Source organism: Paenibacillus sp. NPDC057967, from assembly GCF_042887015.1.
GTDB lineage: Bacteria > Bacillota > Bacilli > Paenibacillales > Paenibacillaceae > Pristimantibacillus.
Genome location: NZ_JBHVQB010000003.1, coordinates 374,709 through 391,979 on the forward strand (window position 1 = coordinate 374,709; position 17,271 = coordinate 391,979).

12 protein-coding genes are annotated in these 17,271 nt (G+C 46.5%); 1 reads left to right on the forward strand and 11 read right to left on the reverse strand.

Going from position 1 to position 17,271, the window contains the following annotated elements:
- Positions 1-16: 16 nt before the first annotated feature.
- The 7 genes from ACFVSO_RS09100 to ACFVSO_RS09130 form a co-directional block, all read right to left on the reverse strand.
- Positions 17-1,246 carry a benzoate/H(+) symporter BenE family transporter gene (locus ACFVSO_RS09100; RefSeq protein WP_387472404.1) on the reverse strand — a complete coding sequence of 410 codons (1,230 nt, stop codon included), beginning with the start codon at positions 1,244-1,246 and terminating at the stop codon, positions 17-19.
- A gap of 21 nt (positions 1,247-1,267) precedes the next feature.
- Positions 1,268-2,011, reverse strand: coding sequence for a YggS family pyridoxal phosphate-dependent enzyme (locus tag ACFVSO_RS09105; protein WP_387472406.1), 744 nt, complete (start codon positions 2,009-2,011; stop codon positions 1,268-1,270).
- Between the two features lie 23 nt (positions 2,012-2,034).
- Positions 2,035-3,627 carry a phosphoglycerate dehydrogenase gene (gene serA / locus ACFVSO_RS09110; RefSeq protein WP_387472408.1) on the reverse strand — a complete coding sequence of 531 codons (1,593 nt, stop codon included), beginning with the start codon at positions 3,625-3,627 and terminating at the stop codon, positions 2,035-2,037.
- A 247-nt stretch (positions 3,628-3,874) separates the two neighbouring features.
- Complete coding sequence (locus ACFVSO_RS09115; protein ID WP_387472410.1) at positions 3,875-4,360, reverse strand: NUDIX domain-containing protein; 486 nt, start codon at positions 4,358-4,360, stop codon at positions 3,875-3,877.
- Positions 4,361-4,595: 235 nt separating this feature from the next.
- Positions 4,596-5,141 carry a hypothetical protein gene (locus tag ACFVSO_RS09120; RefSeq protein WP_387472412.1) on the reverse strand — a complete coding sequence of 182 codons (546 nt, stop codon included), beginning with the start codon at positions 5,139-5,141 and terminating at the stop codon, positions 4,596-4,598.
- A 920-nt stretch (positions 5,142-6,061) separates the two neighbouring features.
- Complete coding sequence (locus ACFVSO_RS09125; RefSeq protein WP_387472414.1) at positions 6,062-6,538, reverse strand: GbsR/MarR family transcriptional regulator; 477 nt, start codon at positions 6,536-6,538, stop codon at positions 6,062-6,064.
- Positions 6,539-6,550: 12 nt separating this feature from the next.
- Positions 6,551-7,378, reverse strand: a complete 828-nt coding sequence (locus ACFVSO_RS09130) for an alpha/beta fold hydrolase (RefSeq protein ID WP_387472417.1) — start codon at positions 7,376-7,378, stop codon at positions 6,551-6,553.
- A 531-nt stretch (positions 7,379-7,909) separates the two neighbouring features.
- On the opposite strand from ACFVSO_RS09130, the gene ACFVSO_RS09135 reads away from it, so the two are divergent.
- Positions 7,910-11,647, forward strand: a complete 3,738-nt coding sequence (locus ACFVSO_RS09135; RefSeq protein WP_387472419.1) for a non-ribosomal peptide synthetase — start codon at positions 7,910-7,912, stop codon at positions 11,645-11,647.
- Between the two features lie 83 nt (positions 11,648-11,730).
- Here the strand turns inward: ACFVSO_RS09135 and ACFVSO_RS09140 are convergent, their stop codons facing one another.
- From ACFVSO_RS09140 to ACFVSO_RS09155, 4 genes are all read right to left on the reverse strand, one after another.
- Positions 11,731-12,807 (reverse strand): cysteine peptidase family C39 domain-containing protein, encoded by a 1,077-nt coding sequence (locus tag ACFVSO_RS09140; RefSeq protein ID WP_387472422.1) that lies wholly within the window; start codon positions 12,805-12,807, stop codon positions 11,731-11,733.
- A gap of 322 nt (positions 12,808-13,129) precedes the next feature.
- Positions 13,130-14,191, reverse strand: a complete 1,062-nt coding sequence (locus tag ACFVSO_RS09145) for an NAD(P)/FAD-dependent oxidoreductase (protein ID WP_387472424.1) — start codon at positions 14,189-14,191, stop codon at positions 13,130-13,132.
- A 47-nt stretch (positions 14,192-14,238) separates the two neighbouring features.
- Complete coding sequence (locus tag ACFVSO_RS09150) at positions 14,239-15,906, reverse strand: helix-turn-helix domain-containing protein (protein WP_387472426.1); 1,668 nt, start codon at positions 15,904-15,906, stop codon at positions 14,239-14,241.
- Between the two features lie 152 nt (positions 15,907-16,058).
- The gene (locus ACFVSO_RS09155) at positions 16,059-17,027 is read right to left on the reverse strand and encodes an ABC transporter substrate-binding protein (RefSeq protein ID WP_387472870.1); all 969 of its coding nucleotides are present in this window, start codon (positions 17,025-17,027) and stop codon (positions 16,059-16,061) included.
- Positions 17,028-17,271 lie beyond the last annotated feature (244 nt).

Sequence of the window (17,271 nt, forward strand, 5' to 3'; positions counted from 1 at the left end):
AAGCAAACTTGCCCGATTAAGATTTCTGACTAGCCTGATAAGAATCATCCGCATCATATGACTTTCTCCGAAATTGCCCATGCATCCATGCGTGGGCTATTAAGCCTGCCATCAATCCCCAAAATGCGCCTCCGACTCCTAGCAAGGTAACATTGGCTGCTGTCGCCAAAAAAGTAATAAGTGCAGTCTCGCGGCCTTTGGGCTCCGTCAAAGCATTAGCCAAGCTGCCCCCTATTGTGCCAAGCAGCGCCAACCCTGCCAACGTCGCAATAAATGTGGCGGGCAGGATGAGGAATAGTGCGGCCAGCGTAACCCCAAAAACCCCAACGATGATATAAAAGATTCCACAGGCAATCCCGGCAAGGTAACGTTTTTCCGGATTTTCATGTGCATCCTTCCCTGTACAAATCGCTGCCGTAATGGCCGCTACATTAAAAGCATGCGAACCAAATGGCGCTGCAAGGAGCGATCCCAATCCTGTTACAGTTAGAATGGGATTGGCGCTTGTCTTGAATCCGTCGTTCCGCAGCACCAGCATGCCGGGCATATACTGTCCTGTCAACGTAATGATGAACAGAGGCAATGCCACGCCTAACAGTGCATGCCAAGAAAATTCGGGAACAACAAATACCGGTGAAGCCGCGGCAAGCTTGATACTGCTGAAATCAGCTTTTCCCGTAGTAATCAAATAAACTAGCCCGATTGCTAATATGCCTATGATCGCATACCGGGATGTAAAACGCCGCAGTACAATATACGCAGCAAACAATATCACGACCAGCATAGGGTCAACCTCAACGCCGCCAAAAGCCGAGATCCCGAATTGGAGCAATATACCTGCCAGCAACCCGGATGCAATACCAGGCGGGATCATTCGCACGAATCGTTCGAACATCCCGGATAACCCCAACAGGATAAACCCCAGCGCGGAGATCATATAAGCGCCAATGGCTTCTGCATAAGGGGTTACCGCAAGTGCCGAGACGAGAAAAGCGACCCCTGGCGTTGACCACGCCGTAATAATCGGCGCCCGGTAACGGTAGCTGAGCCATATGCCGGTTATTCCTACCCCAATGGATATCGACCATATCCATGAAGCAGTCATTTCAGGGCTCAACCCCGCGACTTTCGCCGCCTGAAATACGAGAATAAAGGTTCCGCCATAGTTGACTACGACCGATATTAAAGCCGCGATCGTAGGCGATATGAAATCGCGGCCGCGCAGCGAAGGGGATCTTGTGTCCATCAGCGTTCTCCTGCCTCTCCTCTATTCATCCTCGCGTACATCTTCATTCCAGTAATACCCGTCCGGCAGATAGCGCTGCCCGAATACATTTGTACCTACCCGAATGATTGTTGCTCCCTCTTCAATAGCCACCCTATAATCCCCGGACATCCCCATGGAGAGAATACCCATATCTGCTCGCGGAATCTCTTTCTCTTTGATTTGCATTTGAAGTTGCTTTAATAATCGGAAGCAATGCCGGGTCTCGTTACTGCTCGCGCCAAGCTTTCCAATCGTCATCAAGCCTTTGATATTCAGCGTTTCAAATTGCGACAGTTGTTCCACCAGCTCCAGTGCCGCTTCCGGCAAAACGCCAAACTTGCTTTCTTCATATGACGTATTGATCTGCACTAGAATATCCATGACCTTATTCTCGTTCTGCAACTGCTGGTGCAACGCTTGGCCTAATTTCAAACGGTCTACCGAATGGATGAGCGTCACATATTTGATCACATCTTTAACCTTATTCGTCTGCAAGTGGCCGATAAAATGCCATTCCACCTGTTCGTATTGCTGCATAAGCGGAAATTTGCTTCGCAGCTCCTGAGCTTTATTTTCCCCGAATAACGTTTCACCCGCTTGCATGGCCCTTTCCAGTTTCTCGATCGGTACTGTTTTGGTCGCCAGCAACAATTTCACTTCATCTATGTTGCGCCCTGATGCGAGACAAGCCAGTTCCATCTGTCGCCTGATTGTTTCGAGATTCTTTTCTACTAAAGCATCCATATCCATTCCACCTCCAAATAAGGCTAATCAAAGTTGATCTCTCGTACACGCTTAATGGCAGAGAGCGCGCTTAGGGCCTCCATCACTTGCTCGGGTACTTTCTTATCCACTTTCAAGATCATGACCGCCGAACCGCCAATCTCGGTACGGCCAACCTGCATCGTAGCAATATTAACGCCGCTTTCTCCAAGCAACATACCGACTCGCCCAATGATTCCTGGCTGATCAAGCTGTGAGATTAACAGGATATACCCTGCCGTTTTGAGCTCTACCGGATAAGGCCCTATGCGAATGAGACGTTCGCCGACGCCAGCCAATACCGTCCCCGTTACCCATCTTTCTTCTATCGTAGTCTTTAATCGAATCGTAATCTCATCGGCCATGCCTTGGGCAATTAAGGATTTGCGTGTCTTGACCTGGACGCCCCGCTCCTTCGCCCTATATAATGCATTAACGATATTGACTTGTTCCGGGCCGAGATGATGAGACAATATCCCTTTGAGCGCATAGGGTACAAGTGGCGCAATATCAGTGTCAGTTAGCCCTCCCGCGCATTCAATCGACACTTCCCTCACAGCGCCATCCGTCATTTGAGCCAGCGACTTTCCCAGTTGGTCGCACAAAGTAAAGTAGGGCTGCAGCCTGTTACGAAGACCGGCCGGAATGGCAGGCATATTAACCGCATGCTGAACCGGCTCGTTACGCAAACAGTGGATAACCTGCTTCGATACTGCTACAGCTACGTTCTCCTGGGCTTCAATCGTAGATGCGCCCAAGTGCGGGGTAACAATGATATTTGGATGAGTAAAAAAGGGATGGCTGGGCTCCGGTGGTTCCTTCTCAAACACGTCAAAAGCAGCGCCGGCCACAATCCCTTCATCTAGCGCTTCGAGCAGGGCGGCTTCATCGATAATCCCCCCTCGGGCGCAGTTAATCACACGCATTCCCCGTTTCATTATGCTGAATTGCCGCTTACCGATCAGATGATGCGTGTCGCTCGTCAGCGGCGTATGCACCGTAATGAAGTCCGCTGCTCGCATAATTTCATCAATTGTCTTAAGCTTGATCCCCAGTTCATCCGCCTTTTCTTCTGTCAGAAAGGGATCATAGCCAATTATGGTCATACCGAACGCCGCGGCGCGCTTTACTACTTCGATTCCGATACGGCCGAGCCCCAGCACGCCAAGAACCTTGCCTCGCAGTTCAACGCCAAGAAAGGATTTGCGATCCCATGCCCCGGCAACGGTTGTCGAATAGGCTTGCGGGATATGCCGAGCCAATGCCATAATCATGGCAAAGGTATGCTCGCATGTCGTAACTGTATTGCCATCCGGTGCATTAACCACTACCATTCCCCGGAGCGTTGCGGCATCCAGGTCAATATTGTCAACGCCGACTCCCGCCCGGCCTATAACCTTCAATCGGACCGCAGCTTCCAAGATGCGACTAGTAACTTGGGTATGGGAACGGACGAGCAGCGCGTCATAAGAGCCGATGATGGATATAAGCTCGTCCTCGCTCAATCCCGTCTTCTTCGTCACTTCCACATCCGCCGCACAAGTCAGCTGCTGCAGGCCAAAATCGCTAATCGGATCTGATACCAAAACCTTATACATGGAACATCCTCCTTCTTTTCCGAGCGCTTAACCAGAGGCTGAGCGGAGGCAAAAGTCAAATAGCCCACTCCACCAGTCACTCCTTGTCGGAGTTCCCTGCTAGTTTATCAAGAGTTGGATTGGAAATGGATATCCAAACTTATCGTTATGATGCAATCCAAAAAGCAGGTGAAAGTAAAAAAAGAAGACACTTGTGCAGTGTCTTCTCTGTTATTTGATTAACTTTTCGGTTTTGAGCTGAACAAACCTACACCTTTTTTGAATAGCTCTCTAATTTGAAGTCTTCTATGATTTCAATATTTCTTCGGCTACTTATGTATTCCACAATTTCTTTTCTTATGTTTGGAAATAAAATGATGCTATCGAGCGTTTCTAGAGGAACCCACTTAATATCCGATTGACTCGAATCGGGATAATCAGGGAGTCTAGGATCAGCTCCCTTTTTTAGCGTACATTCAAATATCAAATTTAATGTGTGAGGGGCATCAGGATAATCGCCTGACTGTTTGTGTGATGCACACTCGTATACAAATGCAAGCGGTCCTACTTCAACCTCAGACGCTGTCTCCTCATAGACTTCCCGCTTCACACCTTCGATTATGGTTTCACCTGGTTCGGCCCCGCCACCAGGCAAATTATAATGAATCCCCTTGTCATCTTTATATTCTACTAGCAAGATGCAGTTATCTTTTATGACTAATGCAGTAGGTCTGACTCTTATGTGGTAGGACATTGGGCACCTCGCTTTTTTATCTTTTTAGAATGGATGATTTCTAAAACACAATAAAATTATTGTGGGAGAACAGACAGGAGGAATTTTTTCAACAATATAATTAAGCTTTCAATTTTGTTTGGAGTTGCTTCGTTAATAATCTTGATGTTTTCGACGATACTTAGCGTTTCCATAGCTGTATTCGCCGACTCTTTATTAGAGTAACCCTCATCCTAATTACAATAAATAACTTCCCTTACAGCTCACCGAATATCATCCACGTTAAAAGCATCTCATAATAATTCAACAGCAAATAAAGTACAGAAGCATAGATTATCCCTGTAAGGAGGGCTATTCTATCTCTCCATGGCCTCAAAAAGATTAGTCCAACCATAATCTGAGCCATCAAAATAAAGGAGCGTATGGATTCTTCCACCGGCGCAGACTTGCTGAGCGAGTCGATCAGTTGTTTAATCATGCCGTCGTTCCCGTAATCAAGCACCAATAAAAACCCCAGAATCAGCGGGATATATAAGGCGATCATCATCCTCCAAGCAGCATTCATCGTGGGAAGCTTTATTTTTCCTATCGATAAAATCAACGCGCATACAAAAGTGAATAGCAACTGCATGATGACTATACGCAAAAATGAACTGGCAAACCATTCATTTGAAAAATCAAAATCTATGAAATAATGAACCCCTATCAGAATAAAATAACCAAACATCAAAGACAGAAATAACGATAGCCATTTCCTGATCAGCTTGCTGAAAAATGAATTGGGAGATGCGGCATTCTTCAAAATCATATCCTCCTCAGACTGCAGCGCTCAGATGATGTTAAAAATCATCTGAAGTATACATTTTGTTGCATACAGGGCACTTCAAAAAGTATGTTCTTTTATAGTTCTTCGAATAAGAGTATGTTCCCATGTTATTTGACCAACCTTCACCTAGAAAATCATCTTTAGAATCTCTTTTCAATCTCGAATCGCAATCCACACAGTGGTGTTTCTTGAAAAAATAATGCTTTAATTGTTTAATGGTAAGCTCAGCTGTATATGATCTGCCTTTCAAGATTTTTGTTGTAATTAACACCAACATTAATATAATGAAAAATCCTAAGATATATATTAAAGTGAGATTGGAGTCTTTCACCTATTCATTCTCCTTTGAATCGTTTAACTACAGCCAGTTATCGTATAAAATACCCGTTAATAGCAGCATATAATTTAATATAAGTATGTAAAATACGGTTGAATATATAATTCCCTTTATGAAGCTATTCTTGCTTTTCCAAGGTTTTATAAATATCAGACCCGTTGTAATCATAAGCATCATTTATAAGTGAAACACAATCGATTCAATATGTTGAGACAACTTATCGGTATTCACAAGCTTGAAAATATATCAATAGTACCATTATCAATAACTAGTAAAAAACCTGCAATTAACGGCATCAATTTATCGTGGTCATTCTCATTGAAGCTCACTTCGATCGTCAACCACTTTTTAGTTTCTCTAATGAACTTCAGATCACAGCTTATCTACAAACTTCAAAAAAACAACTGGATAATATTACAATTCCTTTTGAATATACCATGTCTTTTGACCTATGTATAGAAAATAACCCCGCCCATACTGGGCGTACCATAAAAAAAGAAACAGCCTCTACGCTGTTCCTGTTCATATTGATTCAGAGGGAATGCACCGTTCCCCCTGATTATTCGGACTGTTTCCACTCGTCGAGCGCTTGCTGATGCAGACTTTGCATCATCTCCGCCCACTTTTCCATCTCCTGAAGCTTGGTGTTCCCCGTTTGGCCAGTGCTCTCCATTGCCTGACGACCCTGCTCGACAATTTTGTTAAGCTCCTGAAATCCTTGTATTCGAAGCCGTATCGCGTTCACCCATGCCTCATCCGACAAAACAAAATAATCCGTTCGGTCCAGCGGTTTCTGGGTGATCTCCAACATGCCGATGGTAATCAGCAGGCGAATATTCGTTGAGACGCTGCTTCTGCTCACCTGCAATGTTTTGGATATGGCTTCCGCCGAAATCGGTTCGGAAGCTGTCAGGAGCAATCCCAATATTCTCCCGCCAATTCGGGGGATTCCGTAACTTTCATAATACAATCCCATTTTATCGATGAACTTTTGGATACCTGCAGATATCTTCAACTCATTTTGCTTCTCTGACATAATGATTTCCTCTCATTCCATATTGGCTTTGGCATTAACGGGATTATGATGGTCGAGAAACGATAACAGCAGTCGGTTGAACGCTTCCGGATGATCCTGGTTGGCGCAGTGCCCTGCATGATCGATCCAGTGAAATTCGCATGCCGGTTCGCGTTCTGCCCATAATGGCGCATTTTTCTTAATATTCCCGGTCTGGTCATCCACTCCGCAAACCAACAGAAACGGCCTCTGAATTCGATAGTCTTCTTCTTCATGCAGGCATGCCGTCGTCGCCAGAAATATTTTCTTAAAGTCGGTTGCCCCGACCAAATGGAAGCATTCGCGCAAATACTCGCGAACACTCGCCTTGACCGAGCTGGCACGAGCACTTTGTTCGACCATCGTGTTCCATGGATAGATGGACAAGAGAAAAGGTGTCATGCCGATAAGCAGCTTTTCCATAAACGAGAGTTTCATTGTGTTGCTGGTGCAATCGATCAGAATCAGGTTTTCCACTCTGTCGGGGTGATAGAAGGCGATCTCTTGCGCCGTATTCCCGCCCATGGATTGACCGATAAAAGTGGCTCGTTCTATGCCTTCCTTGTTCGTAATAACCAACATGTCCTCGACCAGCAATTGAATGCTAAAGTCTGCTCCGATCGGTCTGGATTGTCCATGCCCTCTGGCATCCCACAACAGCACGCCGTATCTGTCATCGAGGGCTTGAAGCTGTTCGTTGAACATCCGGTGGTCCGCTCCCGCGCCATGCATAAATATTAACCACGGGCCGTGATGCTCAGGAGTAATCCAGTAATGAATCGTACAGCCATCCTTCTCTATCGTTTGTAGTTCCAGCCGCATTTCTGTTCCCCCCTCAAAACATTTCATTTATTTCAGTTTATACTGAAATAAGTGAAATTACAATATTCGCTTTGGCTAACTGAACGTTGGACGAGGTCTTTTTAAGTGCGTCAAATCGCTTCTTCGCAGGCTCGTACATGTTGGCCTTCTTATGAGTCATCACATCAGTTCCCACACATATACCCCAATCTCCCACAAAACCACATCATTTAACATTTTGCTCTCCTAAAATACAATGTGCTCTCCTGCCCTTCATTATCTCTTCTTCCTATAAAACTCACTTTTTTTCTATTGAACTATGCTACTAGACGTTGTACATTAGTAGTAATCTGGAAATCATTAGTTGATATACCGACTACAACGCAATTCACCTCAGTCACCATCTTTCCTAACTGTATTCCCCTTTCATAACTTGTATCCGAACAATCGCTGTACCTCACTAGCTGCATGGCGACATCAAACATCCCTTTTCCCATTTTGGTAAAACAAACGCTTATTTAAGTATGGATAAACTCAGGGGGCTAATGGAACATGCCAAACAAAACGATGGAAAGATACTGGCTTCAGGAGCTTGAAGAGCCGTTACCGAGACTGGAGCTGCCTTACGACAAGATGCCTGATTTTCTTGGTTCTGATAAGGGCAGCGTTGTTGCAACAAATGTAGGAATCGATCGAATGGAGCGTGTGGAAGCGTACGTGCTGCAGCAGCATGTGGATAAGCAGACGCTGCTTTTGTCTTGCCAAATCGCTTTGCTTCACAAGCTAACTGGCGATCATGACATCATCGTTGGTATCAAGTCTGAGGTGGATAATCATTCGAACGGATCGCTGTCGAACCTGCCCGGGATTCCTATAAGGGTTAGCTTGCATGAGGGAATAAGCTTCTCTAGCTTGCTGCGGCAAGTGGAAGAAAAACGCTCTATTGGACTTCGCAACAGCCGGTTTCTGTATGAGGAGCTTGCCTCCAAGTTTGATCTTAAGCAATCAGGCCTGGAGAACGCGCTGTATTCGTCCATGTTCATATATATAGATTCTTCCTTCTCTCAAAATACCGCTGGTGACGCTTCTTTGCCGCTAGTATGGCAAATCCGGATGTACGATGACGATGCTGAACTACAGCTTGTATATGATCCTTCCTTATTTCGGGCGGAGACGATCGAGGCATATATGCGTTACTACTTCCATATTGTCGATCAGGTGCTGGACAAACCCCAGTTAGAGTTGGCTTCTATCGGTTTGCTCACCGAACAAGATATTGAAGAATCGCTGCTGGCTTCCTCTGTACTACAAACGGACAACGATACGGACCGTCTGATGGCGCATGAGCAATTCGAGCGGCAAGCTTCTCTTACCCCTGAGGCCCCGGCCTTAATATTTGAACAAAAGACGATGTCCTATCGGGAACTGAATGCCCGTGCTAATAGGCTTGCCCGTACCTTGCGTGCCGACGGAGTGGCGCCTGATGAAATTGTAGTGCTTATGGCCGATCGCTCACCTGAATTGCTTATTGGGCTATTGGCCGTGCTGAAAGCGGGCGCCGCTTATCTGGCTATTGATCCGACCTTCCCAGAGGATAGAAAGCAATTCATGCTGGAGGACAGCGGCTGCCGCTACTTGCTCCTGCAGCGTGAGCTTCAAGGAGATATCAATGCGCAGCGAATTTGGTATCTCGACGAGGAATCCAGTTATGATGAGGATCACCGCGATCTTGAGCCTGTATCCGGTATGGATCATCTTGCCTATATCATTTACACATCCGGTTCGACCGGACGGCCAAAAGGCATTATGATTGAGCATCGCGGTCTGGCGCATTTTTTCGCTGGATTTGCAGCTCAATTGCCGCTTAAGCCAGAACAATGCATCTTGGGACTTGCGACAGTGTCCTTTGACATCTTTATTGTAGAAACGTTATTGCCCCTCTCGCTCGGCATGACGATTGTGCTGGCAAGCGAAGTGGAGAAAAACGATCCTGCCCGCCTATCCTCCCTGCTGGCAGAGGCACAAGTTGATGTCTTACAACTGACCCCGTCCCGCTACAAATGGTGGTCGGCTCAAACCGGCGCCACCGAAGCCTTCAGCTCCTTAAGCTTGCTTATGATTGGCGCAGAGCCGTTAACGCCATCCATCTGGCAATCGCTAAAGGCTTGTTTGTCGCCTTCCGCCCGCCTATTCAACCTGTACGGTCCGACTGAGACAACTGTGTGGGCGTCCGCGCAAGAGGTTACGGAGGAGCAGCATCCCATTACGATTGGCCGCGGCCTGGCGGAAACAACGTTCCTTGTCATGAATGCCGACGGACAGCTACAGCCGGACGGAGTGCCAGGAGAGCTGTACATCGGCGGGCCTGGACTTGGCCGGGGATATATGAATCGTCCTGATCTGACAGAAGCTGCATTTGTCAGCCATCGTTATCGCAAGGGCGAGAGGCTATACCGTACCGGGGATATCGTACGCAAGCTTCATAATGGCGATTTCTTATATATCGGACGACGGGATTTCCAAGTAAAAATACGCGGCTTCCGTATTGAAATGGGCGAAATTGAGCAAGTGCTGCTTCGTTATCCGGGTATTCGCGAATCCGTCCTTCACACTGTGCCGATTGCGGGACAGGATGAGCTGGCGCTCTGCGCCTATATCGTGGCAGAGGAACAACCGGATGCAGCCGAGCTGCGACAATATCTGGCCAGCCAGCTTCCGGCCTATATGATCCCTTCCTATATGATGAGTCTAGAAGCTATTCCGCTCACCCCTACCGGGAAAGTGGATCGCAAGTCGTTGCCCGATCCGACGAAGCATCCCGCAGGCATGCTTCAAGACTTCGCAGCTGGCGGCGAGCATGACAACGAACCGCAAAATGAACAGGAAACTATTTTATTTGCGGTATGGGAGAAGCTTTTGGGTCACCGCGCTTTCCATCGGAACCAGCCTTTTTTTGACTCGGGCGGCAGCTCCATTATGATCATTCGAGTATGCAGCCAATTGGAGCAAGAAGGCTGGAAGCTGAAGGTGGAAGACATGTTCCGTCACCAGACCATTGCCGGCACCGCTCCACTCATGAAGAGAACGACTTCGGAGCATCAGGAATGGAGTCTGTTCTCAGGCACGATTGAAGGAAAGGTGGAGCTGATTCATGGGCAGCAAGCATATCTGGCGAAGGCCCGCTCTAGCACAAGCGGAAGAATATATGACTATAGCATCGTTTACCGTCCTGAAGGTTTTGAAGAGAGATTGTTGACGCTTGCTCTAGGGCGCGTGATGGAGCAGCATGACGCTCTTCGCATCGGTTATTTTCCGAAAGGCGATGAAATCATTCAATATAATCAGGGAATGTTCGCGCCAGTATTCAAGTTCGAGCAAAGCGAGCTTCCGAAGGATCAGCCGATTATCCCTTATTTGGAGCAGATGATGGAGGAAACTGACTGCCGGAGGAACAGATTTTCCGACTGGCGTCTTGAGGCGCATTGGTGCAAGGGAGTTGCGGGGGATTATTTGGCCCTCATGGGTGACCCGCTTGTGCTGGATGCCTCCTCCTGGAATATCTTATTGGAGGATTTAAGGTCAGCCTACCAACAGGCAGAAGCTGCAATAGATATTCGCCTGCCTGCCAAAACAAACTCGTTCCAGCTTTATGCCCAATTAATGAAGGAACAGGAAGCCACGCGTGGCGGACAGCATCAGCTTGACAGGTTGAATCATCCCGCAATGCATAGATACACCGTTAGTCTGGGAGCGGATTTGACGGAGATGCTCCTCACCTCTTTCACCGATGAGAACGACGAATGGTTTGTGGAAAATATATTGGCGCATACCTTGCTCCAAGCCCTGGCTGAAGAGTGGCGTAATGAGCAGGCGCATATCAGGCTGGATGGCAGAAGCATAACCATACCGGGGCTGACTTACAGCCGGACGATCGGCAGAATGGATCGGACGTTGACGGTTGCGCTGAGCCAATATGCTTTTGAACCGGATCGACCTATTCAGGAATTTGGCTCTGCAGGTGATAAGACCTCTGTGGATGATGACATTGCTCCCCCAACTCGTCTCCTCGTTCGAATGGACAAGCTGGCAGCTGCTACGCCAGAGCTGGAAAGCATTCATCATTACCAGCAGCCTACAGGACACTATGAGATCGAAGGCTCCTTCGGCAAGTCCGGGGCGGAGCTATATGTAGCGTTCGATTATGCGAATAGCGAGGATTCAGCTAAAATAAGATTGCTTGCGGACAGAGTGCTTGGACTGATGCAGGACGTTGCCAGCTGGTGCAAGTAAACCGCATTAGTAGATAGACGAATAGCCGCCTGTTCGTGCAGGCGGCTATCAGTGTTAAGCGTCACGCTAAGACGATAGTTACATTATGCAGGCAGGAGCTGTTCCGTATGCCGCTTCAGTTGGTCCATCAGCTTGGGGATCAGCTCTAGCTCCATTTCCCGCATACGCTCCAGATTTTGCTTGATGCTTTCATTCACCCCCGGAATTCCCTTCACGACATGCTCGGCATAGAGGTTGCGGGATTGACGGGCCAGCTCCTCCAGTTCAAGGAATTCAAGAAGCATGCCTTCGTCTTGCGGAAGATTGTTTTCTTTTTGCAAGTAGGCGACGCGGTTTCTGAGCATTTTCTTATGCTCCCAGAGCAGATGAAGCTGCCGTGGCGGATTCGCCCGCACAAGGGACTCGGGATGATGGTTTAAGATGTGGAAGTGCTCGATCAAGTGGTCATAGCAGGCGATCCCGAAGGCCAGAAATTCTTTATCAGGCGAGAAGTAGCGATTCTGGTCATTGTTACTGCTTTCGGAACGCAAGTATTCCCCTAGCTGCTCGTAGATTAAGCGGATGTTCAAGGAGTAGACAAAGTGAGGCAGCAGCGTGAAGAAGTAGTTGTATTGGTCGTAGATGGCGTTGTTTTTCAGATAGTTGTCGATGGAGTGAAAAGCCTGTTCCAGTTCGTCAAAGGTTGTCTCGTGGTAGCCTAGCAGCAGGTCTTTGCCGAAGCCGTAGGTGTGATAGATTTGGCGATTCTCGTCATAGCCGTAAATAAGCACATGATGGGGAAATGGGTAAGCGTGGTACGCGGTGGTGTAGGAGATGTGGTATTCATCAAGAAATAATACGGGATAGATGCCCTCCTGAATCTTCTTGATCAAGAAGGGATGAAGCTTATCCTTGAAAATCTCATAAAGCATAGGTGTATCAAGCGTACTGGATAATAGGAAGGGATTGTGATTAAGCTCGTTATTCCCTCCGCGATAAAAATCGAAAAACAATTCTTGCTTGTCCTCCAGATAATTCTTGTTGCAGCATACCTGGATAAAGTTGCTGTAAAACCAAGGATTAAAGTTCGGCATCGAGCTAGTGATGCTAAGGGTGTACGCCCAGCTCAACAGCCCATACAGCGGTGGATGGACAATTGGAAGCACATGCTTGGCCAACATGAAGAACCTCCCTGTTCGTCGGATAGGATAAAAAAGATAGTATAAAGTTGTAGTTATTTTAAAAGCTATTCCTTGTTATTATATCAATTTTTCGGTTTTTTTGTAATAATTTAAACGAAAATGCAGCGATTAAATCATAATAGCGATTGCTTCCAGTATGCATATACGACAAAAAGACACGTACCCTCTAAGGTAGTGTCTTGTCCTGACCGTATGATCGAGAGAATAACCTGGCGGTCATTGCACTCGTGCAGAAGATTCGCAGCTCTGTGTCCCAATCTCTCGATCTGGTTTGCGATTCATCTGTTTGAATAGAAACATTTTAAGCATCTTCCTCCGCCACGCCAAGCGCTTTATTCCTTTCCTTGAACTTGGCATTATGGGAAGAAACATAGGCCATCTTCGACGCCTCTGGCTCCATATACAGCTTGGCGCTATTGACTGCCAACACTGCATCGTTAAACGCACCTGCGATTAGTTGAACTTTAGACAAATAGTTTGCTGTATCTCCTGCTACAAAAATACCGGGCAAATTGGTTGCGAGTTTCTCGTTCACATTAATCGTCCATTGCCCCATATCCATACCCCAATCGACAATCGAACCGAAGTCACCGCGCAGCCCGTGATTGACGATCACGGCATCCACTTCTAATTGTTCCGTTTCTTCCATTAATACACCCTCTGCATTCATCCGGGCAATCGATACCGCTTCAATGGCGTCACCGTTAGTATTGCCATGAAGTCTAGCCACCGCATATGGCGTACGAACGTCAACGGATGATTCCTTCATCCGCTTCACATTCTTCTCATGTCCGCCGAAGCGTTCACGGCGGTGCACGACAGTGACACTTGCGGCAATCGGCTCTAATTCATTGGCCCAGTCGACTGCGGAGTCGCCGCCGCCGGAGATGAGCACACGCTTGCCCCGAAAGCCTTCGAGCTCTTGTACGGTATAGTGCAAATTCGTCACTTCATAACGCTCGGCGCCTTCAATGTCCAGCTTCGCCATCTTCAGCACACCATATCCCAACGCCAATACAAGCGTACGTGTATGGTGCTGCTCTCCCGTTACGGCAGTCAGAAGCATGGTCCCATCTGCGAGCCGCTCCAGTCCGCTGATCTGTTGACCCAATACGATGGTTGGATCAAACGTATGCGCCTGCTGAATCATTTGCTGAATGAGCTGCTCGCAACGGATTGGCGTAATCCCGCCGACATCCCAGATCATTTTCTCCGGGTAAATCAACAGCCGTCCGCCCAGCTCTTCCTTTGCTTCGATCAGCTTGGTTTTCATATCGCGCATGCCGCTGTAAAAAGCCGCATACAACCCGGCGGGACCTCCGCCAATAATCGTAATATCATAAAGCTCCAACGCCTGTGTCATGCCGCTACCTCCTGATGAAATGGTTGATCGTCTTCCCCTAAACCAAATCAAATCGTTTTCTTCTTAAACATATACGGCAGCACCTCTAACAACCGTCCACGTGTAATTGGATCATCATAATTCCATGTAACATCCATATAATGAAGCTTTCCTTGAGTTAACTCGGCTATAGCCGCGATCTCTTGGCAGTGAGCAGCTGTTTGCAAATCTGGACGGGAAGCCACGATGAAATTGCGATCTCCGGCATAGTGTTTCATTTGATGCTGCTGAATTTCTATCCATGCTTGCCCTTGCTCGATTAGGTGCAACACTTTGGCTGAGGGACGAAAGCCAAGAGATTCATACAAGGTGGCAGCCAATCCGTTGTGGCCCATCATATAAAGTTTTCCACCTAACTTGAGATATACAGCAGCAGTCTCCCCAGCAGCATAAACATCTGATAATTGCCTGCGCACCAGCCTTACTTTGTCCTCATATCTAGCAATCCACTTCTCCGCCGCTTTATTGCGTTCGAATAGTTTTGCGATATAGCTTAACCGTTCAAATAGACTAAACTTGTTGTTCAGAAAAACAGTAGGAGCGATTGCATCTAATTTCTGCAAATCTTGTTCTGGATGAAAAAAGCTAAGTAATGATAACTCCGGCTGCAGTTGTGCTATTTTATCCGGATCTGCCCAGTACCCGATATTATGAATATTTCGCAGCTTATCGTGATAAATCACATTATCTTTCATAATAGAGATGGCAGCTCCTATAGGAGCTATGCCTAGAGCCAGTAATTCCCCAAGTGTAAATTTGCCATCAGTCACAATACGTGTTGCATCATTAGGAACATGAACCTTTCTGCCAAGCGAATCGATAACTGTCTTTTGCCCAGTAAGAACATGAATATTGGCATATTCACGCGGAGTGCTCCCCGTTAATTTATGAAAGCAACGACTAAAATAGTATTCATCCCTAAATCCAACTTGCCGAGATATTGTGCTCAATGGCTCGGTGGAATGACACAGAAGTTTCTTGGCATGTTTGATACGCAAATGCGTCAAATAATCAGTTGGCTTCTGCCCGGTCAATGTTTTAAACTGTTGGCTATATTGCCATCTGACCATTCCGGCCATATTAGCCAGTTGCTCTACTGTTAATTCCTCATCATAATGCTGTTCCATATAATGTAGAGTATGTTGAATCAATTTTAGCTTATCTTCGTTCTGCGCACGGGAAGCTTGCTCATCTAACTGGGCCATCCATCCTAGAATAAGTTGAAGCCTGCCTTGCATCATAATCATCTCTGATGCGGATAGAGAGGAACAAACCCGATTCCTCATCCATGGTTCTTTCCCTAATACTTGCTTGACCCCAGAAAATAATAGATGATAAGGATAACCGCAAAGCAAGGGCGGATGAGCAACCGGATTCAAAGTCATCCCTTCTACCTCAAAGGTTTCAAAGACAAAGCGCGCAAGCTGTGCCTCCCCGTTGCTTGATTCCATAGTGTAGTGTTGCGCAGGTGCAACAAGAATGCAGCTCCCTTGACGAAGTTCGATGGCAACTTTGTCTATATACAGCCGTATACCGTGACTGAGTGCTATTAATAATGTGCATGCATTTGTTTCATTGTCGTTTGCGCCTTCATTATCGCTGATCACTGGCGTCATCTGGTCAACTTGTAGCCTGTCATAGTGTTGCAGCCTAATATACAAGGGCGTTAGATTCATAAGCAACTCTCCAACCATTGAAAGTGATTATCATTATCGTTATTGTAACATATAATGACCTGCTTTTTACTACAGCTCAGCTTTACTAGTTGGAGAATCACTTTTTTAGAAAAACAAACGGTTTAAAGAACTAACTGAGCAGTTACAACTACTTATGACCGTTGCATCCACTTTGGCAGCTCTTTATACAATTGCTCCAAAGCCAACAAGCCATCTGTATTCCATTCAGAAGAAACAACGTACACATTTCCCTTTTGGACTGCAGGCAGAGTTCCCCATAGCGGACTTTGCAGGATTCGATCAGATTCCGATTTACTTTCATCCGTATCTTGTACAAGTACAAACAAATGATCACCAGCATACTCTGGAAGCACCTCTTCTGAAACCTCAACGAAAGATACGCCTTTGTGATCAAGAATATTTTCTTGTACAGCTGGCGGGACGGCAAAGCCGTGTTCTCCATAAATAACGGCGCCAAGCGAACGATTGCCCATAACATAAAGCGTTTTACCTAACTGATAAAATACGGTAGCTGTCTCCCCTTCAGCTAATTGAAGCTTATCGAACATTTCTTTCGACTGTGATTCAAACTTGGCAGTCAACTTAGCCGCCTCATCCTGTTGGCCAAAGATATTCCCCATCTCCTTAACACGTTCGGCATAAGGAACAGACGGGTTGAAGGGGATCGTAGGAGCGATTTTCGACAATTTCTCATTTTGCTCTGCATCCGCATTGTAATAACTATTAATGATTAGATCCGGATTCAAAGATAGAATTACCTCTGCATCGCCTGGATTACCAACATCGACTATTCCTTCAATTCTACCCTTATAATAACTTTCATCAGCATGGACAAGATTACTGCCAACGATCGGAATATTCATTACCAAGAAATCGCCAAGCGTCGGACCGATATAAACGACTCGTTTTGGATGTGCAGGTATTTCAACTTGCTCCCCTTTAATCGTTGTATATTGAACTGTTTTTTCACTTTCCTCTACCTGCACTTCAGCTTGAGTTGGTTGCTCACTTTCCTTTACCTTTACATCAGGCTCGTTGCCTCCAGCATTGCCACATGCCGATAATATGAATAAAAGGAGCAGCATCCCTCCCCATAACATAATTCGCTTTCCATGATGTCTTTTCACGCTTGTTACCCCTTTCCTTCTCGCTTTTAATTGAAAATGATTATCATTACCTGTGTTATTATAGCTTGTGCCAAAAGGGGAAACAATGAAAAAAGCGCAATGATTTGTTTGGAAAAATGTCAATAGAGCGTGTGAGCAACATAAAAAAGAACCGTACGATTGTACGGCCCCTGACTCCTTATCAACCTTATGTTCATGGAATATTGCTACCATTTGC